Genomic DNA, 22,889 nt, shown 5'->3' on the forward strand with positions numbered 1-22,889 from the left:
GATCTTGCGATCGGAGCGGGTGTGCTAGAGCAGAGACGAGAGGCCACCATGAGATTGCAAGGCAAGATCGCGCTCGTCACAGGCAGCAGCCGAGGGATCGGCCGCAGCATCGCCGTCCGCTTCGCCCGCGAGGGGGCGGACGTGGGGATCACGTACCACAAGAGCAAAGAGGGCGCCGAGGAGGCCCTGGCCGAGGTCGAGGCCGCCGGCCGGCGAGGTCATCTGATCTCCGTCGATGTCGCCTCCGTCCAGAGCGTGCAGGCGATGATCAAGGACGCGGTCGCGCACTTCGGCCGGCTCGACGTGCTGGTCAACAACGCGGGGATGGAGAAGCGGGCGCCGTTCTGGGAGGTGACCGAGGAGGACTACGATCAGGTGGTGAACACCAACCTCAAGGCGGTGTTCTTCGGGAGCCAGGCGATGGTCCGGCACCTGCGCGAGACCGGGCGCCCCGGCAAGATCATCAACATCAGCTCCGTGCACGAGGATCTGCCGTTCCCCAACTTCGCCGCGTACTGCGCCAGCAAGGGCGGCGTGCGCATGCTCACCCGCACGCTGGCCGTGGAGCTGCGCGGCACCGGGATCACCGTGAATGCGATCGCGCCGGGCGCGATCGAGACGGAGATCAACGCCGACTTGCTCAAGGACCGCGACAAGCTGAACGCGCTGCTCGGGCAGATCCCGCTCGGCCGCCTGGGCAAGCCGGAAGACGTGGCCGGGCTCGCCACGTTCCTCGCCTCGGCAGACGCCGATTACGTGACGGGCTCGACGTACTTCGTCGATGGCGGGCTGACCTGGGACTACGAGGAGCAATAACAGCGGGCGCATCAGGTGGCGCGCCGCCGGTCCCGCCGATCGCGCTGCACGAACGCGGGGTCGGCGGGCTAGACCTGACACAGAGAAGAATCCTCGACGGGAGGCAATGCGCCGGGCCCCACCGGCCTGCCGCCGCGATGCACCGAGCGGGCGCCCCCGGGGCCTGCGCGGGGCGCATGGCATCGTGTTTTTGCGGTACGCGGCCGGCGCCCTGTGGCACCATGCGCGCATGACCGAGCTCAAGACGTATACGGGTGGCTGTCACTGCGGGAAGGTTCGTTACGAGGTGAAGGTGGACCTGAGCGCTCCGGTCGGCGTGTGCAACTGCTCGCGCTGCTCGAAGCTGGGCGTGATGCTGGCCTTCGCGCCGGTGGACCAGTTCACGCTCAAGCAGGGTGGAGACTCCCTCACCGACTACCAGTTCAACCAGAAGACCATTCATCACCTGTTCTGCTCGGCGTGCGGCATCCAGTCGTTCGCGCGGGGGACGGGGCCCGACGGGAAAGAGATGTGCGCCATCAACGTCCGCTGCCTGGACGATGTCGATCTCGACGGGCTCAAGACCATGAAGTTCGACGGCAAGAGCATGTGAACCGCGGCCGCGAGCGCCGCGGCGAGCGCCGTCTCGACGCGCCCGCCGACACACGCGATGAGCGCGCGGGAGAAGCGCCTCGCGCCGGTCCAGCCTGGCGACGGCCCTCGACGTCCCGACCGCCCGTTTCAGGTCGCCCGTAGTCGAGGGCCTTCGCAGGGCGCGCGCAGGCGACGCTTGTCCAGGTAGCCCCGAGCCCGAGGTGACCATGAGCGACGCCCGGCCGGGCCCGGCGACCGGCCGCATGGACGAATTCGAGAGCAAGACCCGGAGTGCCGGGCTTCCCAGCGGGGGTTAAGGTCGTCGTGTGAACCGCAAGAATCACCGGCAGCCAGCAGACGACACGTCGAAGAAGGCCCCCTCGCGCGCCGCCGTGGTGGAGAGCGACCCGCGCTGGGCGGCCGTGGTGGCGCGCGACGCGAGCGCCGATGGCAAGTTCTTCTACTCGGTCAAGACGACGGGCGTCTACTGCCGCCCTTCCTGCGGCGCGCGCCCTGCGAGGCCCGAGAACGTCGGGTTCCATCCGAGCGCGGCCGCCGCCGAGCGCGCGGGGTTCCGGCCGTGCATGCGCTGCAAGCCGGACCAGCCGCCCCTGGCCGAGCGTCAGGCGGCCCAGGTGGCCGAGCTGTGCCGGCTCATCGAGCGCAGCGCCGAGGTGCCGAGCCTCGAGGAGCTGGCGCGCCACGCTGGACTGAGCGTCTTCCACACCCATCGCCTCTTCAAGGCCGTGACCGGGGTGACGCCGAAGGCGTACGCGGCGGCGCACCGCGCCAGGCGGGTGAGGGCCGAGCTCGGCAAGAACGGCACCGTGACGGAGGCGATCTACGCGGCCGGGTACGGCTCGGGCGGGCGCTTCTACGAGGAGGCGAACCAGGTGCTGGGCATGACGCCCACGAGGTACCGCGCCGGCGGCGCGAACATGGATGTCCGGTTCGCGATCGGGGAGTGCTCGCTGGGGTCGATCCTTGTCGCCGCCACCGCGCGGGGCGTGTGCGCCATCCTGCTGGGCGACGATCCGGACGAGCTGGCGCACGATCTGGAGCGCCGGTTCCCGCGGGCGCGCCTGATCGGCGGCGACGCCGCGTTCGAGCAGCTCGTCGCGAAGGTGGTGGGGCTCGTGGAGAGCCCCCGCGTCGGCGTGGAGCTGCCGCTCGACGTCCGCGGCACGGCGTTCCAGCAGCGCGTCTGGCAGGCGTTGCGGAACATCCCGGCGGGCGCGACCGCGAGCTACGCGGAGATCGCCAGCGCCATCGGCGCGCCGGGGGCGGCCAGGGCCGTGGCGAAGGCGTGCGCGGCGAACGCGCTGGCGGTGGCGATCCCCTGCCACCGCGTCGTGCGGAACGACGGCGACCTGTCGGGCTATCGGTGGGGGGTCGAGCGCAAGCGCGCGCTGCTCGATCGGGAGGCGAGCGCGTGAGCGCGCGTGGCGAGGTCGCCCCCACCGCGACAGGCGTCGAGGAGCGGGTGGCGTCGGTCGACTGGGCGCGCGTGTCGCAGGAGCTGGACGCGCAGGGCTGCGCGGTGGTCGAGGGGCTCATCACCCGGGCCGAGTGCGGCGAGATCGCCGCGCTGTACGCGCGCGACGAGCTCTTTCGCAGCCGGGTGGTGATGAGCCGTCACGGGTTCGGGCGCGGGGAGTACAGGTACTTCGCGCGCCCGTTGCCCGGGCTCGTCGCGGCCCTGCGCACCAGCGTTTACCCGCGCCTCGTGCCCATCGCCAACCGGTGGAGCGAGGCCATGGGTCTCGAGGTGCAGTACCCGGAGGAGCACGCGCGCTTCGTCGAGCGCTGCCATGCCGCGGGTCAGGTCCAGCCGACACCGCTGCTGCTGCAGTACGGAGAGGGCGACTACAACTGCCTGCACCAGGACCTCTACGGCGAACATGTGTTTCCGCTCCAGGTCGCGATCCTCCTGTCCGAGCCCGAGCGCGACTTCACGGGCGGTGAATTCGTGATGACGGAGCAGCGCCCGCGGATGCAGTCTCGACCGATGGTGGTGCCGCTGCGCCAGGGCGATGCGGCGGTGTTCGCCGTCCGTCACCGGCCGGTGCAGGGCGCGCGCGGGGTGTACCGGGTCAACATGCGGCATGGGGTCAGCCGCGTGCGATCGGGGCGCCGTCACACGCTGGGTATCATCTTTCATGACGCGACGTGAGGGCGCGCGCGGCGCGACCGAGGCGATCGCCGCGCCGCGCATGCCATGAGGCCACGTACGGGGACCTCGTTGCTGTAGCCTGCGACGGCTGGTCGCCGATCGGCGCTCGCGGAGCCGACGGGACAGACGGGAGGCATCGAAGGAATGAGGAGCCAATACGTTCTGCTGGTGGGGGCTTGCGCGTGCGTGTTGCTCGCCGCCTGCGGCGGGGATGACGCAGGCGGCAGCGGCGGCGCGGGCGGCAGCGGCGGCGGCGGCGCAGACGGGGGTGGCGGCGCAGGCGGCAGCGGCGGCGCAGACGGGGGCGGCGGCGCAGGCGGAGAGCCAGGCTTGCTCGCGCTGTACCAGGCGGCCGTCGCCGACGCCGAGGTCGCCGAGGAGAGCGAACGCGTGGACACCCTGGCGGCGATCGACGACCAGAACAGCGCTCTCCTCCGTGACGCCGACGATCGTGTGCTGATGGTCACCTGGACGTCCTACCCGGGCTATGACGAGCTGGTGGGCGAGGAGACGACGCTCGGCGTCGAGGTCTGGCTCACGCCGGCGCCCGAGCTCCAGGCGTTCTGCCGCGCGAGCGGGCTCGAAGGAGCCGCGCTCTCGCTGCGCCTGGAGCAGCGGCTCGGCCTGCCGCCGGACAACGGCAAGGACCGGATCGTTCAGCTCTGGGTACCGGCCGAGTCGATGTTCCGCCCGAGCCCGGATCTGGAGATCGACGACTCGGTCGCCGAGCTCGATTTCCCGGCCGATACGCCGCAAGAGCACGTGGACTGGGTCGACGCTCTGAAAGCGACGTCCTATGGCGAGAATGGCTACCCGTGGACGCGCCTGGGCTACACGTACGACTGGAGCCCCGAGGGCAACGAGGTCGGTGAGAGCGAGTTCGTGGTCAGGAAAGACACGATCGTCGTCGTGGAGTCCGTCACCTCGCAGGACGAGTACTGCCGGCCGGCGCCGTGACGGGCGCCTGGTGAATCGCGCCCGGAGCCGCTCAGCTCATTCGTTCGCAGCGGGCGCGAGCGGCACCTTGCGGTAGACGCGATCGACGTCGATGACAACGCCGATCGACTCGAGTTCAAGCTGCATGCCAGAGCCCAGGATCGAGAGCAGCCACCGGCCGTCCGGCTGCCGCTGGAAGTGCTCGAGGCGCACCTCCTTCGGGGAGACCAACACGTACTCCATGATCGAGGGAACGCTCCGGTACTGCGCGAACTTGTCGCCGCGATCGTAGGCCTCCGACGAATCCGAGAGCACCTCGACAATCACGTTGGGGTTGAGGAGCGTGTCGACCTCCGCATCCTCGAACACGGGATCGCCGCAGACGACAGACGCGTCGGGATACACATAGCGCCCCGTGGACGTGATCTTGACGCGCATGTCGGAGGTGTGAACCTCGCAGGCACGCTCGAGCAGCGCATTGCCGAGCTCACGCTGGATGTTCCCCGCGAGGAGGCTGTGCTCCCGGGTGCAGCCCGACATCGCGAAGATCTCGCCGTTCGCGTACTCGTGCTTCTGCTCGGAGGCCCGCTCGTACGCGAGGTACTCCGCAGGAGAGAGCCCGGTGCGTGCGGCAGCCTGTCCCATCGCGGACAGCCTACGGCATCCGCACGCCGGGCGCGAGGCGCCTGCCCGCCGCTCCGGCGCGGCCCTCCGCTTCGCCCCGCACCACGCCGGCCGCTACTCCGCCGGCTCCTCTTCCCCGAGCCGATCGAGCTCGCCCCACAGCGCGTCCAGGTCCTCGCCGAGGCGGACTGAACTGTCGAGGGCAACGGCAGCACCGGCCATCACGGCCTCGAGGATAGCACGAACCGGCTCCGCCCCCGCCTCGGCGCCCCGGCGCGCCCCGCCCTCGCCCGCCGCCCGCTCACCCCTGCTCCGCCGGCGCCGCCCCCGGCGGCGGCGCGGCCGCCTCGGCCTTCTTCTTCTTTCGCCGGCTCTCCAGCCACGCGCGGCGCTTCTCGACCCACTTGGCGAGATCCTTCGCCAGCCATCCGCCCTTCTGCCGCCCCACGATCTCCCGCAGCAGCAGCGCCGCCTGCCCGTGGCCGATGCGCATCGCGAACAGGTCGTCCATCACGATCTTCGCCCACCGCGTCCGGCGCACCGAGTCCATGTGATCCACGAACTGCTCGATCCGCAGGAGCACCTTCGTCCCGAACCCCGTCTTGCCCGTCACCACGAGCGCCGCCGTCTTCTCCTTGTCGAGCGCCTCCAGCCTGCGGATCGCCCCGTCGATCAGGTTCGCGTGCTCCGCCCACTCGGCGCCGCCCTGCTCCTTGGCCGCGCGCACCGCCGCGAGCGCCTCGCGCAGGTCGATCAAGCCGAAGTCCGAGTACGACAGGAAGAACGTCAGCACCTCGCGCCGCGCCGACGGGTTGCTCTGCATCCGCTCGATCGCCGTCCGCACCCGGTCCATCGAGAGCCACCGGTACACGAAGTCGAGCCCCGTCCCCTTGATGTTCTGCGACCCCATCAGCCGCGCGTCGAACCCCGGCGGGATCTCGCGCGTGATGAAGTCGATCACCTTGTCGCCCTTCGCGTCCGCGTTCCACAAGACCGCGATCCGCTCGAGGAACAGCTCGCGGAACGCCGCGCGGAACGCCTGGTTCGCCTCGGCGTCCGCGCCCCGCGACAGCGCCGCCTCCACCTCGGCCCGCGCCTTGTCGCGCCGGGCCAGCCGCCGCGACAGCCGCGCCGCGTGGTGGACGATGTCCGGGCGGATGTCGTCCTCCCCCGCCGGCGGCGCGTGCGCCTCCAGCGCCTTCTTCACCGCCGCCTCGATCGCCTCGGGCTCGGCCTTCTTCCCCGCCACGTCGGGGCCGCCCACGATCGCCGCCGCCGCCGCCTCGTCGATCGACGGCAGCGCGCGCAGCATCCGGGTGAGATCGTCCTCGAACGCGCCCGCGCGCGCCGGGACGCCCACCTTCTTCATCTGCTCGTCGAAGCGCTCCAGCGCGCGCTCCTTGCCCCCGTCGCCCGTGATCACCATGTCGCGCAGCCGCGCGTCGAGCCCCTCCGTGATGAACTGCATCATCCCGCCGAGGTTCGAGTTGATCAGCACCACGTGATCGACCCCGATGTCCTCCACGACGATCTGCGCGAACACGCGCGACCGCGCGACCCGGTCGGCGCGGTTGTTCACCACCATCACCGTCGCCTTGCCGGGCGTCGCGTCCATGTCGTGCTTGTCGAACGCGAGCCGCGTCCAGTTCGACATGAACCCGGCGCGCTCGTTCGCGCTCATCCCGTTCGAGAACGTCAGCTTCCTCCCCCGGTACTGCACCGTGGGATACGTCTTCAAGACGCCGAGATCGAGGATCACGTGATCGGCGATCTCGACCAGCGCGAACTCGCGATCGACGCCGAAATGGTCCGCGAGCGCCAGCACCAGCGCCACGTTGCGCGGGTGCTCCTGGTAGGGGAGCCGGTCCAGGAGATCGACCGGCAAGAGATCCGCGTCGATCGGCGGGATCGCCACGAGGTTCGTCCCCTTGCGCTGCGCCTGGTCCTTCAGCAGCGGGAGCATCTGCTCCTCCGTCGTGAAGGACAGCCCGTCCGTCGGCATGAACCGCGCGATCACCCGCGCCACGTCCTCGCCCCCGGGGCCCTGGATGTCCTCGTGATCCGGGTAGGCGTTCGTCAGCGTCGTGATCTCGTCGCGCATCCACTCGGAGCAGAGCGTGTCGACGAACAGCGGCTGGAGCGCCATGCACTCCCAGAGGAACACCTGCGCGCGGAGGTTCCTCCCGGCGGCGAGGATGTTCCGCTGCTCCCAGATCGTCGCCTTGTCGTACGGGCGGTAGATGAAGATCTCCTGCGCCGGCAGGTCGCGCATGGCGTGGATGAACATCGCCTCGCAGCCGGTCGTCTTCACCACGACGTCGTAGCGGAGCGCGTGGAAGAGCGCGGCCTTGAGCCGCTCCGAGCCGCTCTTGCCCCGCGTCCCCCAGCCGCCGATCGTGAGCGGGATGCCCCGCCGCGCGCGCTCGATCTGCGTCATGATCCACGCGGCGCGCAGCACCATGTACGAGAGGACGAGGAACACGATCCACGCGAGCTGCGTCGGGACGTTGCCCGCCGGCGAGACGAGGTACGAGAAGAAGCTGTCGATCCAGACGGGCACCGACGGGCCGGCGAGCCAGTCGCGGCCGATCTGGAGCGCCGAGGGCAGCGCGACGGCGAGGTACTTGCTCGGCAGGTGCGGCTCGATCGCGTACGGGCGCCCGCCGACGTCGCCGCCGGCGTCGCCGAACGAGACCGTGAAGCCGAGCTCGCCGGTCATCAGCGTGAATTTCTTCTGCTCGGCCGGCTCCTGCGCCACGAGCGCGCGCATGCGCGCCTGCGCGTAGCGGTCGTAGCGCAGCGTGAGCAGGGCGCGGGCGCGCAGCCGGTGCGCGAGCTTCGCCGGCGCGCGCACCGTGACCGTGCCGCGCGCCGTGATCAGGCGGATCTCGCGCTGGGTCAGGCTCGCGGCGGCGAGCAGGTCGTCGATGCGGGGCACGAACGGCCCCCAGCCGCCGACCGGCGGGTAGACGTGGCGCTCGCCCGGCACGCGCGTGGGCGTGACCTCCGCCATGCCGACCGGCGGCGCGACGAGCTCGCCGGCGAACAGGCGGCCGCTCGTGTGGATCCACCCCTTGCGCTTGTCCGGCATCGGCGTGCGCAGCTCGTGCACGAGCCGCCAGAGGCGGAAGCCGCGCGGCTCGCCGCGCGTGAGCACGTACCGGCCCCGGCCCCGGCGCCGCAGCGTGTACGTCATGTCCCCGCGGGAGGCGACCGCGAGGGCGCGCTCGATGTCCCGCGGCTCGGCGTCCTTCGGGATCTCGACCGGCGCGCTCTCGCCCTCGAGCAGCTCCGAGGCCGCCGCGACGAGCGTCTGGCGGATGTGCTCGGCGACCGGGCGGCTCTCGACCTCGAGCAGCCGGAGCGCCGCGGCCGCCTCGTCGGAGAGATCCGGCGCGATCGCCGGGCGGCTCGCGAACTCGGCGAGCAGGTCGACGAACGTCGTCGGCGGCAGCGGGGCGTACGGCCCGGCGCAGAGCGTGCGGACCCCCTCGAGCGCCGCGCGGGACGCGAGCGGCGGGCCGGGGTTCACGAGGGCGTGGCGGACGGCGCGCTCGGCGAACGGGGCGGCCTCCGCGTGCTCGGTCGCGTGGCGGGAGAGCTCCCGCATCGCGTAGCCGCGGACGCGCGGCGACCCGTCGCCCTCGGCGATCTCGACGAGCGCCGTGAGGGCCTCGGCGCTGCCGAGCGCGACGAGCTGGCGCACGAGCTCCTGGCGGACGTGCTCGCTCGGGTCGTCGCGGGCGATGAGCGCGATCTGCAGCGGGTCCGCGCTCGCGGGCGCGCGGGCCGGGGGCGCGCTGACCGCGGGCACCGCGCTGAGCCGGGGCGCCGAGTCGGGCGCGGGCTCGTCGGAGCTCTCGGGGACGTCGGCGCCCTCGGGGATCTCGTGGTCGCCGCTGCTGCTGCCCGCGCGCGCGGGGGCCTCCGCGGCGGCAGCGCCCGGCTTGCCGCCGTGGCCAGCCTGCGCGCCGTTCCAGCGGGACGCGTCCTCGGCTGCGCCGGCGCGGCGCCCCCCGCGCGCGCCGTCGAGCGGGATCACCGGGGCCGAGGGGCGCGCGGCCGCGCCGAGGAGGCGCAGGGCGTTGCGGCGCAGGATGGGGCCGTCCTTGTCCGCGCGATCGCGCGCGCGGATGCGCTCGGCGAGCAGCGAGTACGCCTCGTCCGGGAAGAGCAGGACGCCGATCTCGAGCGCGGCGATCTGCACCCAGCGGGACGCGCCCACGCCGCGCGACCAAGCCAGCACGGAGCGGGCGGCGTCGAGCCCGAGGTGGCCGAGCCGCTCGCGCGCCGGGATGCGGTGCAGGAGGGCGACGGCGGCGAGCATCGCGGCGCGGCGGACGGGCGGGGGGCGGCTCGGCTCGGCGTGCGCGATCGCGAGCCGGAGGACGCCGCCGTCGCGGACGACGTGCAGCGCGTCGGCCGGGTCGTCGAGGTGCTGCGCGAGGTGGGTGAGCGCGTGGTAGGCGACCTCGATCTCGTCGAGGCGATCGGCGATGGCCGTGGCGAAGCGCTCCTGGGCGGCCTCGAGGTCGAGGTTGCGGCCGAGCGCCGACAGATCGCCGGCCTGCTCGACGCGCCCGGTGGCCCAGCCGAGCAGCGAGAGGCCGCCCTTCTTGCGCTCGCGCGCCCAGACGCGGAGCTGCCTGGCGAGGAGCTCGCGCCGCTCGGCGGGTGTCGCGGCCGATTGATAGGCGACCACGAGCGCGGACTCGGCGCTGCGCAGCCTGTCGACCTCGGCGGCCGCGCCGTCGGCGCACCGGGCCAGCGCGGCGAGGAGCGCCGGCGGCGGGTGCTCCTCGTCGCCGAGATCGGCGGTGACGCGCGCGACGACCGTGGCGATGGCGCGCGGGCGCAGGCGCACCTCGATCTGCGGGAGGCTGTCCTCGATGACCTCCGCCATCGACCGCGGCGCGGCGGTCCAGCCGTCGGTCGGCAGGCGCGCGCTCACGGCGCCTCCGCGCGACGACGATCGCGAAGGGGACGGCCTTGCGGCGGGGAGCGAAGGACACCGTACAGCGAGAGCATCGGCGGGCGAGCAGGGTACACCGTCGGCCGGAGCTGTCGCGAGCCGCTCTTCACGCGGCTGCGCTCCTCGAACGAGGGGCGGACGGAAGGGCGGCGTCGCGCACGTCGACGGGTCTTCTACGTGGTCGTCTTGAACACACGCGCCGCGACGGAGCCGACCTGGCGATGCGCGCGCGGGCAGATCAGGCCGTCTCGGGCGCGCGCGTCGCCGTCAGGGCGAGCCCTCCGCGAACGTGTCGCAGTCCTCGACGCGGCCGCCCTGCATGCCGCGCTTGAACCAGGTGACCCGCTGCGCGGACGAGCCGTGCGTCCACGTCTCCGGGTTGACCCTGCCGGTCGCGCTCTTCTGCAGCCGGTCGTCGCCGATCGCGGACGCGGCCTGGAGCGCCTCCTCGACGTCGCCGGTCTCGAGCAGGTCGCGCTTCGCCGTGGAGTGGGCCCACACGCCGGCGAAGCAATCCGCCTGGAGCTCCATCCGCACGGAGAGGGCGTTTCGATCGCCCGGCCGCGCGCTCTGCTGCTGGCGCACGCGGCGCTCGATCCCGAGCACGTTCTGCACGTGGTGGCCGATCTCGTGGGCGAGCACGTACGCCTGGGCGAAGTCGCCGGGCGCGCCGAACCGCGCCTTGAGCTCGCGGTAGAAGCCGAGGTCGATGTACGCCGTCCGGTCCGCCGGGCAGTAGAACGGGCCCATCGCCGCCTCGCCGACGCCGCAGCCCGACCTCACGGAGTCGGTGAACACCGTGAGCTTGGGGGCCGGGTACGTCTGCCCATCGCGGCTGAACGCCTGCTTCCACACCGCCTCGGTGTCATCGAGGACGAAGGACACGAAGTCGACGAGCCGCTCCTCTTCGGGCGAGCTCGCGCGCTCGGTCTGCGCGCCGGGGGGGCTGACGACCTGGCCGAGCCCCGAGTTGAGGAGATCCTTTCCGAAGACGAGCGAGAGCACGAGCAGGATCACCGTCCCGCCGACGCCCATCTTCGCTCCGCCGGAGACGCCGCGGAGGTCTTGGAGGTTCGCACTGCGTTTCCCGGGTGTCCATCGCATGGCAACCGCATGTATAGCGTGGACCACGCGTCAGGTGGCGCCTTAGCTTTCGGTCGGGACGTTTTGCACCGTCCGAGAGGCGGCAGGTAGGACCGAACGGTCCTGAACCAACGAGGCTATCGACCTGTCGTGCTCCGTGGCCGTTGACATCGGGCGGCCCAGGCTCCTCCCTGGTTCATGAGAGAGAGAGAGAGAGAGAGAGAGAGAGAGAGAGAAAATTCTCTGTCCTCTGTGCCCTCTGTGCCTCTGTGGTTCAAATTCTTCTTCATAACGAACCAGGCAGAAGCCTGGGCAACACGGCAGCAGCGCGCCTGGATCGACCTGTGATGTCAGCGTGGCGCTGTCACCTCGGCAGCGGCAGAGTCCGCCGTGCGGTGTTCGCCTGGATCGCTTGCGGTCTCCGGAGGCCGGTGGGACCATGCGCGCCATGAAGAGCCGAACGCACCTCGCCTCCCCGCTCGGCGCTGCGCTCGCCGCGCTGGGCCTCCTCGCCGGCTGCAACGAGCCCGCCGGCGCTCCTTCCGACGTTGCCGCCGACAAGCCCGCCCAGACAGGCGCCTCCGAGACTTCCCAGGCCGCTCCGCTCAAGCCCGGCGACGCCGCGCCCGACGTGAAGCTCACGCTCCACGACGGCAGGGAAGTGTCGCTCTCGAGCCTGCAAGGCAAGCAGGTGCTCGTCTATTTCTACCCCAAGGACGACACGCCGGGCTGCACCGTCCAGGCCAAGGGCCTGCGCGACGGCTGGGCCGACCTCCAGGCCGCGGGGCTCGAGGTCTACGGCGTCTCGACCCAGGACGCGCAGAGCCACCAGGCCTTCATCGAGAAATACGAGCTCCCCTTCCCGCTCGTCGTCGACGCCGACGGCGCGGTCTCCAGGGCGTTCCACGTGCCGCTGCGCAACGACTTCGCCACGCGCCAGTCCTTCCTCATCGGCAAGGACGGCAAGATCAAGCAGGTGTGGCTCGAGGTCGATCCCAAGGAGCACACCGCGGCGATCCTCGCCGCGGCGAAGAGCTGAGCGCCGGGCCCGGCGACCGGGGCGCGCGACCGGCGGAGGCCGCCGCGTTCAGGCCAGAGGAGCCGGATCCCGCATGTACGACGGCACGGGGACCCCGAAGTGATGCAGCAAGGTGGGGGCGATCTGCCGCGTGTCCAGGGTGAGATCGGGCGCGGCCTGGGGCGGAGCCTCCCGAGGATCGAAGACGAGCAACATGCCTTCCGGCACATGGTACGCCGTGGAGCCTGCCTGATCCTCGATTTCCACGTTGCTCAGGCCGGCCTCCGAGAGCGAGCGCGACTGGCCGTTGATCTCGACACGCGCTGAGGGGTCCAGGTTCACCTGGCCCATGGCGATGGCGAAGAAACCGTTGTTCCGCTCTTCCCACTCGACCGCCGCGCCGTTCACCTTGAAGCTCGACAGCGTCGCCCGGAACGCCTCGCGCTTCGCCTCCTGCACGAAGACGGAGGTGCGGGGCGCCATGGCCGGGCGCTCGGACCAGTCGTCGCTGCCGAGCCCGGAGCAGGCCATGAACCTGGCGAGGTCGGTGACGTAGAGCTGCGTCTTGATCGGCTGACCCGAAGCCGCGCCCTGACCCATGCTGGAGGCGATCCAGAGCACGTAGTCAGGGTTGGCCTCGACGAACGCGATCACGCGCGAGAGGAAGCCATCGAATTTCGACATCGCAAATTCGATCTCGTGACGATACCTCCCTACCCAGCTCCAGTCGTACTGGAGCTCCGTGAAGTCCCCGGGGAAGGCCGCTGCCCAGTACCGGTGCATCGCGGAGGCGACATGGTTGGTGAAGAATGTGGCGAAGTCAGGGCGCGCGTCCTCCATCTGCTTCATGAAGACGTCGAAGCCCAGGACGCTCTGGTACGTCCGGCGCCTGATGCGCTGCCAGTCGTGGACTTGCTCCGAGACGAGCTGCCTGGAGATGTCCGCCAGGGTCGAGACGCGGATGCCGAGGCCAGGCATCGCGCGCAGCAGCTGGAAGGCACCCTTGCCCGGCACGTCGCGCGACACGTTCCGCGCCGACTTGCGCGCCATCGTCAGGTTGAAATCCTGAAATACCCCCAGGATGTCCGGGTGGGCCTCGGGCGTGGGCGCGAAGGTGTCGGGCATGTAGAACGCGTAGGAGCGGACGTCCTCCGGCATCGGATAGCTGTGTAGCGACCCGAACACTCCCGTCTTGATTCCGTGAGCCGCGAGGATGCGCCAGATCGGCGGATACTTCGCGTCCACCTCGGTGAGATCTTGACCGAAGAACCTCAGTCCGTGGAGCGCGTCGTCGACCCCTCGGTGCAACGTCGGCCACGTGATCCACGGGCTCAAGATCGAGTCGGGGGCCTGCGTCCGGATCTGCCGCATTCGATGCAGGTTCTTCGCGAGCGCCGAGCCCGGCGCTGCTCCGCAGAACTGCTTCACGATCCGCAGCGGAACCTCGTTCAGCTCGAAGAGCAAGATCTTTCGCTTGGACATGGTCCTTCGGCATAGATCGGACCCCGGTGGGGGTCAAGGTACGTGTCCGTTGGTTCGGCCACATCCGGATACGTGCTTTGACCTCGTGGAAGCGGCGCACGGCGTGCGCTCGCGGCCCGGTGACGTCACGATCGAGCGCTGGCCATGGCAGCGGTTCTTGCCTAGTCTCCGCCGCCAGTGGCATCTTCCCCTGTCCGGTCCGCCGAGCCCCGCGACCAGCGCATCGCCCACGTCCTGCTGTTCGTCACCCCGGCGCTGTTCACAGCCAACATGGTGCTGGCGCGCGCCACGGCCGATTTCATCCCGCCGGTGGCGCTGGCGGCGCTGCGCTGGCTGGGCGTCGTGCTGGTGCTGCTGCCCTTCTGCGGTCGCGAGCTGTGGCGCGCCCGCGCCGCGCTGCGCCGCGACTGGGCCCGATATGCCCTGCTCGGGCTGCTCGGCATGGGCATCTGCGGCGCCGGCGTCTATCTGGGCGCCGCCAGCACCACGGCCACCAACATCGGCCTGATTTACGCCGTCTCGCCGGTGATCATCATCCTGCTGTCACGGGCCATGTTCGGCGACCGGCTCAGCCGGCGCCAGGGCCTGGGCGCCGCGCTGGCGCTGACCGGCGTGCTGATCATCGTGCTGCGCGGCGACCCGGCGGCGCTGCTGGCGCTCGACTTCAGCGCCGGAGACCTGATCATCCTCGCCGCCGCGATCTCCTGGGCGCTGTACACCGTGCTGCTGAAGCGCTGGCCCGATCCGCTGGGGGTCACGGCGCGGCTCACCGCGATCGCGCTCGCCGGGGTGATCCTGCTGCTGCCGGCGCTCGGCTGGGAGCTGGCCAGCCGCGGTCCGCCGGATTTCGATCTACGCACCATCGCGGCCGTGCTGACGCTGGTCCTCGTGCCGGGCGTCGGCGCCTACGCGACCTACGGCTATATCACCCAGCATCTCGGCCCCGGCCGCACCGGGCTGCTGCTCTACCTGTCGCCGGTCTATACCGCCGTGATGGCCTGGCTGCTCCTCGGCGAGGCGTTTGCCCTCTACCACTGGCTCGGCGCGGCGCTGGTATTACCGGGCCTCTTCTTCGCCACCCACAAGCCGGCGACGACCTGAATTCCTGCACCTCGCCTCGCGAGGCCACGGCGCAGATCGAGGCGAGTCGGCCCTAGGCGCTCGCCGTCGGCGCCACCGCCCCTCCGTCGGCCGTGGGCCTCCAGAGCCCGAGCGCGCGCGCGCACGGCAGCACCACCTGGGCGAGCGCCGCGCGGGGCAGCGCGCGCAGCTCGGCCCCGCCGAGGTGGCCGTGCGCCGCCAGCGCCGCCGCGCGGCCCCGCGGCGGCTCGGCCGCAGCCGGATGCGGCCGCCCGAGCGATACCGCCGCCGCCTCGAACACCTCCTCCACCGCGCGGCGGACCGGCTCGCCCCCGGCCCCGATCGCCCACGCCACCGTCAGCCACGCGAGCTCCGCGTGCCGCGCCTCATCGTCCGCGATGGCCTCGAGCGCCGCGCGCACCGCGGGGTCCCCGGCGCGGGCGCGCTGCTCCGCCGCCACCAGCGCCGCCACCGTCTCGCCCACACAGCCCTCCTCGGCGGCGGCGCGCGCCAGCGACACGAGGTCCGCGGCGACCGGCACCCCGCCCGGCATCGGCAGCGCGGCGGGGCCGACGGGCTCGCCACGGTACGCGGACGCGAGCGAGAAGCCGAGCCGGGCGTGGCCGACCTCGTCGAGCGCCGCGATGTGCGCCGCCTCCACGAGCGCCGACGGCGCCCCGAGCGCCATCAGATCCAGCGCGAAGCGCGCAAAAGAGGCCACCGACGCGTGCTCCCCGAGCGCGCTCCGGAGCCAGCCCTCCGCGAGCGTCTCCCGCTCCTCGTCCGTCAGATCCGCGAGCGAAGGCTTCATCTCGCCGGGACCGGCCGCCTTCCCGCGCGCGAGCCACCCCGCCTCGGCCGGTCGCGGGGCCGCCGTGAGACGGTGCCCCTCGAGCGTGAAAGGCCGGCCCACCGCGGCGCAGTCCAGGGTGTTCTCCTCGACGACCACCTCGTAACAACACGCGTCGTCACGCTGCGTCGCGTCGCCCTCCACCGACACGATCGTCTCTTTCTCCAGCTCCCTGTTCATGCCGTCGCAAGGTTGGTAGAGGGTCCTGAACTCATCGAGCGCCTGCTCGCGGTTCAGGCACGCTCCGAGCTCGTCAAACCAAGCGAAGCAGCGGATCGCGGCGGCCGCCTCGGCGGCCTCGGGCTCCCCCCCGCAGCCCGGGGCCGCGACCAGCAGCGCGGCCGCCGTGGAGGGGCCGGCGCTCAGCAAGAGACGGGCGATGAGCGTTCGTCGAAAAGATCGGTCGAGCAGCATGGCGTGCACCTCCAGCCCCATGCCCGCTGCCTCGTGAGCACAGCGAGCAGCTCGCGACATGGCGGCTTGTGCCAGATCCCATCGCAAGCCATGTGCCACGCGGACCGGGGCTCCAGCACGTCGAGGCCGACCGGCTCTGCGCGGCGAGCGGCGCACTCCCATCGTCCCTCGCGCGCGGCGCTGACACACTCCGGCACTCCCGCCCGGGCGCGGGCGTCATCGCGCCCGGCGGCGCGGCGCGGGCCTACAGCAGGCTCACGTTGGTCGTGAACGACGCGTTCCGCAGGAGGCGCCGCTGGCCGAGCGGCGTCGCGAACCCGTTCGCCTTGTGGAACGTCGATGTGCCCCCGCCGCAGATCATGTCGTTCCCGGCCCACCGCTCCGGGCAATGCGTCATGATGTAGTCGCGGTCCGGGTTGCTGCTCCCGACACCCTTCCACCGCGTGTGCCGGACGCACGCGGCGCCGTCCACGGTCCACTCCGCCTCGATGCCCATACCGGAGCCTACCGTCTCCGTCTGGATGCCGAGCGCGTCCCATACGTCGATCGCCGTCCCGGCCCTCGTGTGCGGCACGCCGTCGCCGCAGTAGTCCGCGCGCACGAGGCGGACGCACGCCTGATGAAGATACGAGAGGTCCCGGCTCGCGCAGACGGTCCCGTTGCACTCCGCCCGGGGCGCCCACCCGTTGTAACCCCACTCGGCGCATTTCCCGATCGCCGCGCCCTGGCAGCCGAAGGTGAAGCTGCTCCCGTCGTCCGAGTGGTCGCCGGTCGCCGCGTCCCACGTCCCACGCACCGGGATCGCCTCGAGGCCCTCACCGCAGATGTTCGCCCAGAGGCCGCCGCCGACGTCGTACTTCACCGTATAATAGGAGAGCCCGCCGCGCTCGACGATGTCCGTGATGCGGACCGTCATGGTCGACAGGTCGTCCAGGACCGCCTCGATGTCCACCCCGATGAAATCGGCCCCCTGGAAGCGCCGGCCGTCGGTCGCGCGCGTCCCGACCAGCGTCGTCGCGCTCAGCGAGACCCCGTTGAAGCGGACCCCATTGAAGCGGACCCCATTGAAGCGGACCCCGTTGAGCTGGGTGCCGTTCAGGCGCGTGCCGTTGAGGGTGAGGTTGTTGAGCGCGCTCAGCGCGAGCGCGCTCTCCGCCGGCTCCTCCTCGCCCTCGCCGCCGCCGCTCTCCGCGGCGCACCCGACACCCAGGGACAAGAGCCCGACCATCGCCACTGCCAGGAACCCTCGCTGCACCATGATCGCCTCCGAAGCCAGCGCTGAAACGGTGACGTCGCTGCGTTGACGATCTCCCCTCCGGCGGTCGGGCCCCGGCCGCGTGAGGAACGAGGGCTGCGGCGGCGCCTGGCGCCGCGGGGCCTCCTCGCCCCTCACGGCGGCGGAGGGAACGAGGCGCAGATGCGGAGACCGATCACCGGGTCGAGGAAGGTACCGTCAACGACGGTCCGATTGTCACTCCGGACCGATGTTTGATCGTAGAGGTAAGCGCCGCCTCGTAAAAGTACTTTATCAACCTCGATCGACGAAATCGCCCACTCGAGGACGTTGCCCGCCATGTCGTCGACCCCGAAGGGACTACGTGAGGCGGGGTGCGAGCCCACCTCATCTGGGCCCATCGTGGAGCTCTCCTTGCCGTAGGTCTCATCGAAGTTGGCGTCGCCGGGAGAGAGGCTGTCCCCGTGCGGGAAGATGCGGCTGTCGGCGCCGCGCGCCGCGCGCTCCCACTCGTGGTCGGTGCAGAGGCGGGCCCCGCGGACGCGGCCTGTCCGGTGGAGCCACGCGGCGTACTCGGTGGCCTGAGCGAAGGAGATGCCCGTGACCGGAAAACGGAGCCAGTCCTGCTGCGCCCGCGCCTCCCGGGAGGCATAGACGAGCGGCTCCCCGGCGCGCGCCGTGTAGGATTGCACCGTGGGCTGGATCGTCAGCTGCCAGACCCCGCTGGGGAGCTGGCGCAGCCCGAGGGCGCCCGTCATGGCGCCGTTGCCCGCCTGGATCGAGGGGCGCCCGCGGGGCTCTCTCGGGAGCGCCTCGATGTAGTCGAGCCACTCCTGGAACGTCGTCTCGTGACGCGCGATGAGGTAAGCGCCCGTGCTGATCTCGTGGAGCGGGACGGTGGAGAGGAACGCCCACCGGTACATGTCGTCCAGCGAGGCGCCGAACAGGAACCGTCCCGGCGGGACGTAGATGAACCCGGGGGGGACGTCGCCGGCGTGCGGCAGCGGGAAGGAGAACCGCAGCGACTCCCCGCGGCGGACCAGGAACGGATAGCGGACGATGGTGCGGTTTCGCGCCTCGCAGGTGAGCAGGTAAGAGCCCTGCGCGAGCGCGATGCGCGACAGGGGCGTCGCGCCGAGGAGCCGCCGGTCGACCAGCAGCCGGCGCCCGTCCGCGTCGCCCTCGTACCGCTCGATCGTGATCTCCGCGCCGGGAGGATCGGTCTCGATGGCGACCTCGGCGGGCGCGTTCCACCGCTGCTGGCGCGCGCCGTCGGGATCGTAGGTGCTCATGCGCTGGAGCAGCTCGTCGCGCAGCGAGGTGTGGCCCCGCCGGTCGGCGGCGAGCGCGCGCTCGTAGAGGATGTCGCCGAGCCGGTCGCGGGCGTCGCGGCGCGCGCCGTCGAGCGTGAGCGCCGCCTCCAGCTTCTGGCTGGCCTGCAGGTAGAGCCCCTCGGCCTCGGCGGCGCGCCGGCGCGCGCGGTCCCAGAGCGCCTCGCCCTCCTCGCGGCGCCGGTCGTCGAACGCCGCGAGCGCCTCCGCGGCGAGCGCCTCGGCCGCGGCGCTCTCGCGCGCCGCGGCGGCCGTGGTGACGGACGCCTCCTGGATCTTCCGGTCCGCGCGCGCGGCGAGCTGGCGCGACGCCCTGAGCTCCAGCGCGCCGTAGAGCAGCGCGGCGACGAGCGGCACGCCCACGACGAGCGCCCACCGGATCGCCCGCTGCGTCAGGACGGCGCGCCGCGACGCCCTCAGGAACGCCGCCTCGCGCGGCGGCAGATCGCCCGGATCGAGGCCCTTCGCCTCCTTGAGCTGGCGCGCGCTGAAGAGCGCGTCGCGGCGCCGGCCGAGCCGCTCCCACTCGGCGGCGGACGCCTCGAGGCGCTGGCGCGTCGCGCGCTGCTCGCGCTGCTCCTCCAGCCAGTGGCGCAGCGTCCCCCAGCCGTGGATCAGCGCCTCGTGGGCGATCTCGTAGACCGTCCCCTGCTCGCCCTCGCGGGCGAACACGAGGCGCCCCTGCACGAGCGCGTCGAGCGCCGCGCGCGCCGCCTCGTCGCCGCCCGGCTGCGCGAGCTCGCCCTCGACGCGCCGCGCCCGCGTGCCCTGCGGGGTGATGAGCGCGCCGAGCAGCCGCCGCGCGGCCGCGTGCACGGCCGGCGCCATGCGGCCGAGCACGCGATCGGCGTGGCGGGCGAGCGCGCCCTCGACGCCGCCGATCTGCGCGAGATCGGCGCTGCTGAGCGGCGCGTCGGGCGCGGCGCGGGCGTCCCACAGCTCGGCGAGCGCGAACTGGAGCAGCGGCAGCCCGCCCTCGGCGCGCGCGGTCGACTCGACGAGCGCGTCGATGACCGCGTCCGACTCGAACGCGACGCCCTTGGCCCGCGCCGGCCCGGTGATGGCCTCGCGGAGCTTGTCCGCCGACATCGGGCGGAGCAGGTAGAGCGCGCGCTCGATCTCGTCGCCGAGGCCCGAGATGCCGGCGACGCGCGCGAGGAAGTCGCCGCGCACCGTGGCGAGCAGGCGCAGCGAGGGCGAGCGCGCCGCGAACGCGCTCAGGACCTCGCCGACGAGCGCCGCCTCGCCCGGGTTGCTCAGCGTCGCGAGCTCCTCCATCTGGTCGACGAACAGCGCGAGCCCGCCGCGCTCGCCGAGGCGCGCGCGGAGGTCGCGGACGAGCGATCCCGGGGCCGCGCGCACCCCGTCGGCGATGCGCTCGGCGGGGGCGCCGAGCACGGGCTCCAGCGCGGCGGCCAGGGCGGCGAGCGGGTGACGGCCGGGGACCATCATGGCCGCCTGGAAGTCGCGCCCGCCGCCGAGGGCGCCCTCGAGCACGCGCGAGAGCACGCCGGCGCGGCAGAGCGACGACTTGCCCGAGCCCGAGTCGCCCGCGACGACGATCATGGGCTCGGAGCGCAGCCTGTCGAGGATCGTCCCGGTCTCGGAGCTGCGCCCGTAGAACATCGCGCGGTGCTCGAGGTCGAAGACGAGCAGCCCGCGGTACGGGTTGCCCTCCGGGGCGATCGAGGCGTGCCGGCTCCTCGCGAGCAGCTCCTCCAGCGCGTCGCGCAGCTCGTCGCCCGAGGCGAAGCGGGCGGCGGGGTCGATCTCGAGGCACCGCTCGATGACGGCCGCGAGCCGCGCGTCGACGCCCGGCGCGAGCGCGGCGAGGGGCATCGGCTTGAAGGTCACGGCGACGCGCGGGAGATCCTGCGGCGCCACGTCGCCGTGCGGCGGCGAGCCGGCGCAGAGCTCGAAGAGCAGCGCGCCGAGCGAGTACACGTCCGAGCGGCGCGTCGGCAGATCGCCGCGCCACAGCTCGGGCGGCAGGTAATGGGGCGTGCCGCCGCTGACGTGCTTCGTCCCGTCGAGCAGCCGCGCCGCCATCTCGGCCTCCCGGACGATCTCGCCGTCGAGCGCCTCGGCGGGCTCCGGCCGCGCGACCGGGTCGAGGAGCTTCGCGAGGCCGAAGTCGAGGAGCTTCGCCTCGCCTTCCTCGGTGAGCACCGCGTTGCCCGGCTTGATGTCGAGGTGCAGCACCCCGCGGCGGTGGGCGGCGGCGAGGCCGCGCGCGAGCCCCGCGGCGAGCTCGAGCACGCGGTGCCAGGGCATCGGGATGTCGACGCAATCGAGGCTCTGGCCGCGGACGAACTCCGAGACGATGAACATCTGGCCGCGGAGCTCGCCGACGCGGTAGACGGCGACGACGTTGGGGTGCTGGATGCGGGCGGCCGCGCGCGCCTCGGCGAGCAGCCGCGCGCGCACCCCGGCGTCCGCCGTCGCCGCGCGGATGAACTTCACCGCGACCATCCGGTCGAGCAGCGCGTCGTGCGCGAGGTAGACGTCCCCCATACCGCCGCTGCCGAGCTTCTGGACGAGCCGGTACTCCTCGACGCGGGCCGGCGGGACGAAGCTCGGCGGGCTCAGGCTCTCCGGGCCCAGGCTGGGCGGGGGCGACGCGTCCGCCGCCCGCGGCCGCGTGTCGGCGCCGCCGGGCCGGAGGGCGGCCTGCGTGAGGGTGGGGGCTGAGCTGTGTTTCACGGTGACGTGACGCGCCCGTTAATGCCGGACGACTATACCCGCCTCGCGGGGAGACGTTCCGCGTCGAAATCGACGGGGACGCATGAAACGCGCGATGCGCGGCAAATGTCCATATGTCCTGAGATGTGGGGTGTCGCCGCCGTGGCGAGGCGTCGATTCGCGCGCGTGGGGTGGATTCCAGACGCGACGCGGCGCGGCGGGGATTCAGAGCCCGGTCATATAAAAGGCGGCGAGGCACATCTCGTCGTTCGTGCCTTCTCCCCACACCACATCCGTCGGCACCCGCGGCTGTCCGTCGATGAACGGCTGGTTCTCCGGCGTATTGTCCCAGTGACACTCGATCGAGAGCTTATCGCCTGGATTGAGCACCTTGGGCGCGGCGAGCGTATAACTACCTTGCCAGTGGAAATCCCAGCGTGGGATATCGAGCACGCACTCCGAGCTTCCGTCGGCGCGCTCGATCTCGAGGCGCGCGCGACGGCCGAGCGTGTGCATGTGGAGGCCCGCGATGTGGAGCTCGATCGGCGCGCCGTCCGAGAGCGGCCGGGTGGGATCGATCCCCCAGCGGTGGGCGACGTCGGCCTCGAAGGCGGGGATCAACATGGCGTCGCCGTTGAGCCAGGCCGGGTTGGTCCACGGCTGGGTGGAGCCCTCCCGCTCCACGGAGCTCTCGAGCGTCATGTCGATCGCGGAGCGATCGGGCAGCTTGCCCGCCGAGAGCGTGTTGTAGTGCACCTGCACGATCAGCCTGGTGCCCGGCTCGATCCGGGTCCCCGTCCCCTCCGGGAAGTTCACGCTGCCGGCGCCGGGGACCCAGGCCCCGAGCCAGCGCGGCCTGATCCCCGGGCCTCCGAAGCAGGGATAGCCGGGGCCGGGGTCGGCGGCGTCGAGCGCCTCGACCTCCTCGACCTGCTCCGGCCCGGCCATGAAGGCGATCACGTGGTGGACGACGCGCTCCTCGCCGGGCCTGACCTGGAAGCCGGTGACGTAGCGCGTGCTCTCCTCCGGCCAGTCGATCACGAAGCAGCGGTAATCGTCGGGCGCCGCCTGCGGGGTGTACTCGACAGGCATCTCGACGGTGAGGTCCACCCGCGCGAGCTCGCTGGTCTTCGGCGGATCGAGCGGCGGGCCCTCATCGGCCGGGTCGCCCGCGGCCGCGCCGCCGTCGACCCAGGCGGCGATCGTCTGGATCTGCGGCTCGGACAGGGAGCGATTGCCCACGTAATCGGCGCAGCCGCTGTCCGCCGGCCAGGGGGGCATCGTGCGTTCGACGACGGCCCGCTTGATGTGCGGGGCCCACGCCGCCGCCACCTCGTGGCTCTCGAGCGAGAACGGCGCGATGCCGCTGCCGCTGTGGCACCCCGCGCACCTCGCGTCGAAGATCGGCTTCACGTCCCGGTAATACGACACGGCGGCCTGGACCCCGCCGCCCGCCGCGCCCCCGGCCTCATCGTCGCCGCCGCACGCCGCCGTGGCGACGGCCAGCGCGACGCCCATCCACGCCCGTGATCCCGTGAACCCCGCGCACCTCGACATGGAAACACCTGCCTTGTGCCAGCGCCGGCGGGCGACGCGCAACGGCGCCCGGCGACGTTCGATG

General features: G+C 72.1%; 15 protein-coding genes. 7 read left to right on the forward strand and 8 right to left on the reverse strand.

Translation table 11 applies throughout. The features are described from left to right. Positions 1 to 48: 48 nt before the first annotated feature. The 5 genes from WME96_RS38560 to WME96_RS38580 all read left to right on the forward strand — a co-directional run bounded on the left by WME96_RS38560 (position 49) and on the right by WME96_RS38580 (position 4,519). Positions 49 to 816, forward strand: coding sequence for an SDR family NAD(P)-dependent oxidoreductase (locus WME96_RS38560; protein WP_437286552.1), 768 nt, complete (start codon positions 49 to 51; stop codon positions 814 to 816). A 229-nt stretch (positions 817 to 1,045) separates the two neighbouring features. Continuing rightward, entirely contained in the window at positions 1,046 to 1,408 is a 363-nt protein-coding gene (locus WME96_RS38565; RefSeq protein WP_437286553.1) for a GFA family protein, read from the forward strand. A gap of 373 nt (positions 1,409 to 1,781) precedes the next feature. Then, complete coding sequence (gene ada, locus WME96_RS38570; protein WP_437292398.1) at positions 1,782 to 2,825, forward strand: bifunctional DNA-binding transcriptional regulator/O6-methylguanine-DNA methyltransferase Ada; 1,044 nt, start codon at positions 1,782 to 1,784, stop codon at positions 2,823 to 2,825. Beyond that, positions 2,822 to 3,562, forward strand: a complete 741-nt coding sequence (locus WME96_RS38575) for a 2OG-Fe(II) oxygenase (protein ID WP_437286554.1) — start codon at positions 2,822 to 2,824, stop codon at positions 3,560 to 3,562. The genes ada and WME96_RS38575 overlap by 4 nt, the downstream gene beginning before the upstream one ends. 144 nt (positions 3,563 to 3,706) lie before the next feature. Beyond that, positions 3,707 to 4,519 carry a hypothetical protein gene (locus tag WME96_RS38580; RefSeq protein WP_437286555.1) on the forward strand — a complete coding sequence of 271 codons (813 nt, stop codon included), beginning with the start codon at positions 3,707 to 3,709 and terminating at the stop codon, positions 4,517 to 4,519. Positions 4,520 to 4,555: 36 nt separating this feature from the next. On the opposite strand, the gene WME96_RS38585 is transcribed toward WME96_RS38580, so the two are convergent. The 3 genes from WME96_RS38585 to ypfJ all read right to left on the reverse strand — a co-directional run bounded on the left by WME96_RS38585 (position 4,556) and on the right by ypfJ (position 11,198). After that, the gene (locus WME96_RS38585; RefSeq protein ID WP_437286556.1) at positions 4,556 to 5,143 is read right to left on the reverse strand and encodes a Uma2 family endonuclease; all 588 of its coding nucleotides are present in this window, start codon (positions 5,141 to 5,143) and stop codon (positions 4,556 to 4,558) included. A gap of 280 nt (positions 5,144 to 5,423) precedes the next feature. Beyond that, a complete protein-coding gene (locus WME96_RS38590) occupies positions 5,424 to 10,073 on the reverse strand; it encodes a capsule biosynthesis protein CapB (protein ID WP_437286557.1) in 4,650 nt (1,549 codons plus the stop codon). A 288-nt stretch (positions 10,074 to 10,361) separates the two neighbouring features. Continuing rightward, entirely contained in the window at positions 10,362 to 11,198 is an 837-nt protein-coding gene (ypfJ, locus tag WME96_RS38595; RefSeq protein WP_437286558.1) for a KPN_02809 family neutral zinc metallopeptidase, read from the reverse strand. Positions 11,199 to 11,625: 427 nt separating this feature from the next. Between ypfJ and WME96_RS38600 the strand changes: the two genes are divergently transcribed. Further along, positions 11,626 to 12,216, forward strand: coding sequence for a peroxiredoxin (locus WME96_RS38600; protein ID WP_437286559.1), 591 nt, complete (start codon positions 11,626 to 11,628; stop codon positions 12,214 to 12,216). A gap of 48 nt (positions 12,217 to 12,264) precedes the next feature. Here WME96_RS38600 and WME96_RS38605 read toward each other — a convergent pair whose 3' ends face one another. Further along, entirely contained in the window at positions 12,265 to 13,677 is a 1,413-nt protein-coding gene (locus tag WME96_RS38605; protein ID WP_437286560.1) for a hypothetical protein, read from the reverse strand. 177 nt (positions 13,678 to 13,854) lie between these two features. Here WME96_RS38605 and WME96_RS38610 point away from each other — a divergent pair, with 177 nt between their 5' ends. Next, complete coding sequence (locus WME96_RS38610) at positions 13,855 to 14,778, forward strand: DMT family transporter (protein WP_437286561.1); 924 nt, start codon at positions 13,855 to 13,857, stop codon at positions 14,776 to 14,778. Between the two features lie 52 nt (positions 14,779 to 14,830). On the opposite strand, the gene WME96_RS38615 is transcribed toward WME96_RS38610, so the two are convergent. The 4 genes from WME96_RS38615 to WME96_RS38630 all read right to left on the reverse strand — a co-directional run bounded on the left by WME96_RS38615 (position 14,831) and on the right by WME96_RS38630 (position 22,825). Next, entirely contained in the window at positions 14,831 to 16,042 is a 1,212-nt protein-coding gene (locus WME96_RS38615) for a ferritin-like domain-containing protein (protein ID WP_437286562.1), read from the reverse strand. Positions 16,043 to 16,265: 223 nt separating this feature from the next. After that, positions 16,266 to 17,279, reverse strand: a complete 1,014-nt coding sequence (locus WME96_RS38620) for an ADYC domain-containing protein (RefSeq protein WP_437286563.1) — start codon at positions 17,277 to 17,279, stop codon at positions 16,266 to 16,268. 131 nt (positions 17,280 to 17,410) lie between these two features. Continuing rightward, positions 17,411 to 21,289 (reverse strand): nSTAND1 domain-containing NTPase, encoded by a 3,879-nt coding sequence (locus WME96_RS38625; RefSeq protein ID WP_437286564.1) that lies wholly within the window; start codon positions 21,287 to 21,289, stop codon positions 17,411 to 17,413. A gap of 204 nt (positions 21,290 to 21,493) precedes the next feature. Then, a complete protein-coding gene (locus WME96_RS38630) occupies positions 21,494 to 22,825 on the reverse strand; it encodes a monooxygenase (protein WP_437286565.1) in 1,332 nt (443 codons plus the stop codon). Positions 22,826 to 22,889 lie beyond the last annotated feature (64 nt).

Origin of the sequence: Sorangium sp. So ce406 (assembly GCF_051474675.1) — a bacterium.
Classification (GTDB): Bacteria; Myxococcota_A; Polyangia; order Polyangiales; family Polyangiaceae; genus Sorangium; species Sorangium cellulosum_G.

What these genes read in the sequence shown, in the direction of transcription:
- WME96_RS38560 (WP_437286552.1), top strand. Translation starts at nt 49, where the DNA reads ATGAGATTGCAAGGCAAGATCGCGCTCGTCACAGGCAGCAGCCGAGGG.
- WME96_RS38565 (WP_437286553.1), top strand. Translation starts at nt 1,046, where the DNA reads ATGACCGAGCTCAAGACGTATACGGGTGGCTGTCACTGCGGGAAGGTT.
- WME96_RS38580 (WP_437286555.1), top strand. Translation starts at nt 3,707, where the DNA reads ATGAGGAGCCAATACGTTCTGCTGGTGGGGGCTTGCGCGTGCGTGTTG.
- WME96_RS38585 (WP_437286556.1), bottom strand. Translation starts at nt 5,143, where the DNA reads ATGGGACAGGCTGCCGCACGCACCGGGCTCTCTCCTGCGGAGTACCTC.
- ypfJ (WP_437286558.1), bottom strand. Translation starts at nt 11,198, where the DNA reads ATGCGATGGACACCCGGGAAACGCAGTGCGAACCTCCAAGACCTCCGC.
- WME96_RS38600 (WP_437286559.1), top strand. Translation starts at nt 11,626, where the DNA reads ATGAAGAGCCGAACGCACCTCGCCTCCCCGCTCGGCGCTGCGCTCGCC.
- WME96_RS38605 (WP_437286560.1), bottom strand. Translation starts at nt 13,677, where the DNA reads ATGTCCAAGCGAAAGATCTTGCTCTTCGAGCTGAACGAGGTTCCGCTG.
- WME96_RS38615 (WP_437286562.1), bottom strand. Translation starts at nt 16,042, where the DNA reads ATGGGGCTGGAGGTGCACGCCATGCTGCTCGACCGATCTTTTCGACGA.
- WME96_RS38620 (WP_437286563.1), bottom strand. Translation starts at nt 17,279, where the DNA reads ATGGTGCAGCGAGGGTTCCTGGCAGTGGCGATGGTCGGGCTCTTGTCC.
- WME96_RS38630 (WP_437286565.1), bottom strand. Translation starts at nt 22,825, where the DNA reads ATGTCGAGGTGCGCGGGGTTCACGGGATCACGGGCGTGGATGGGCGTC.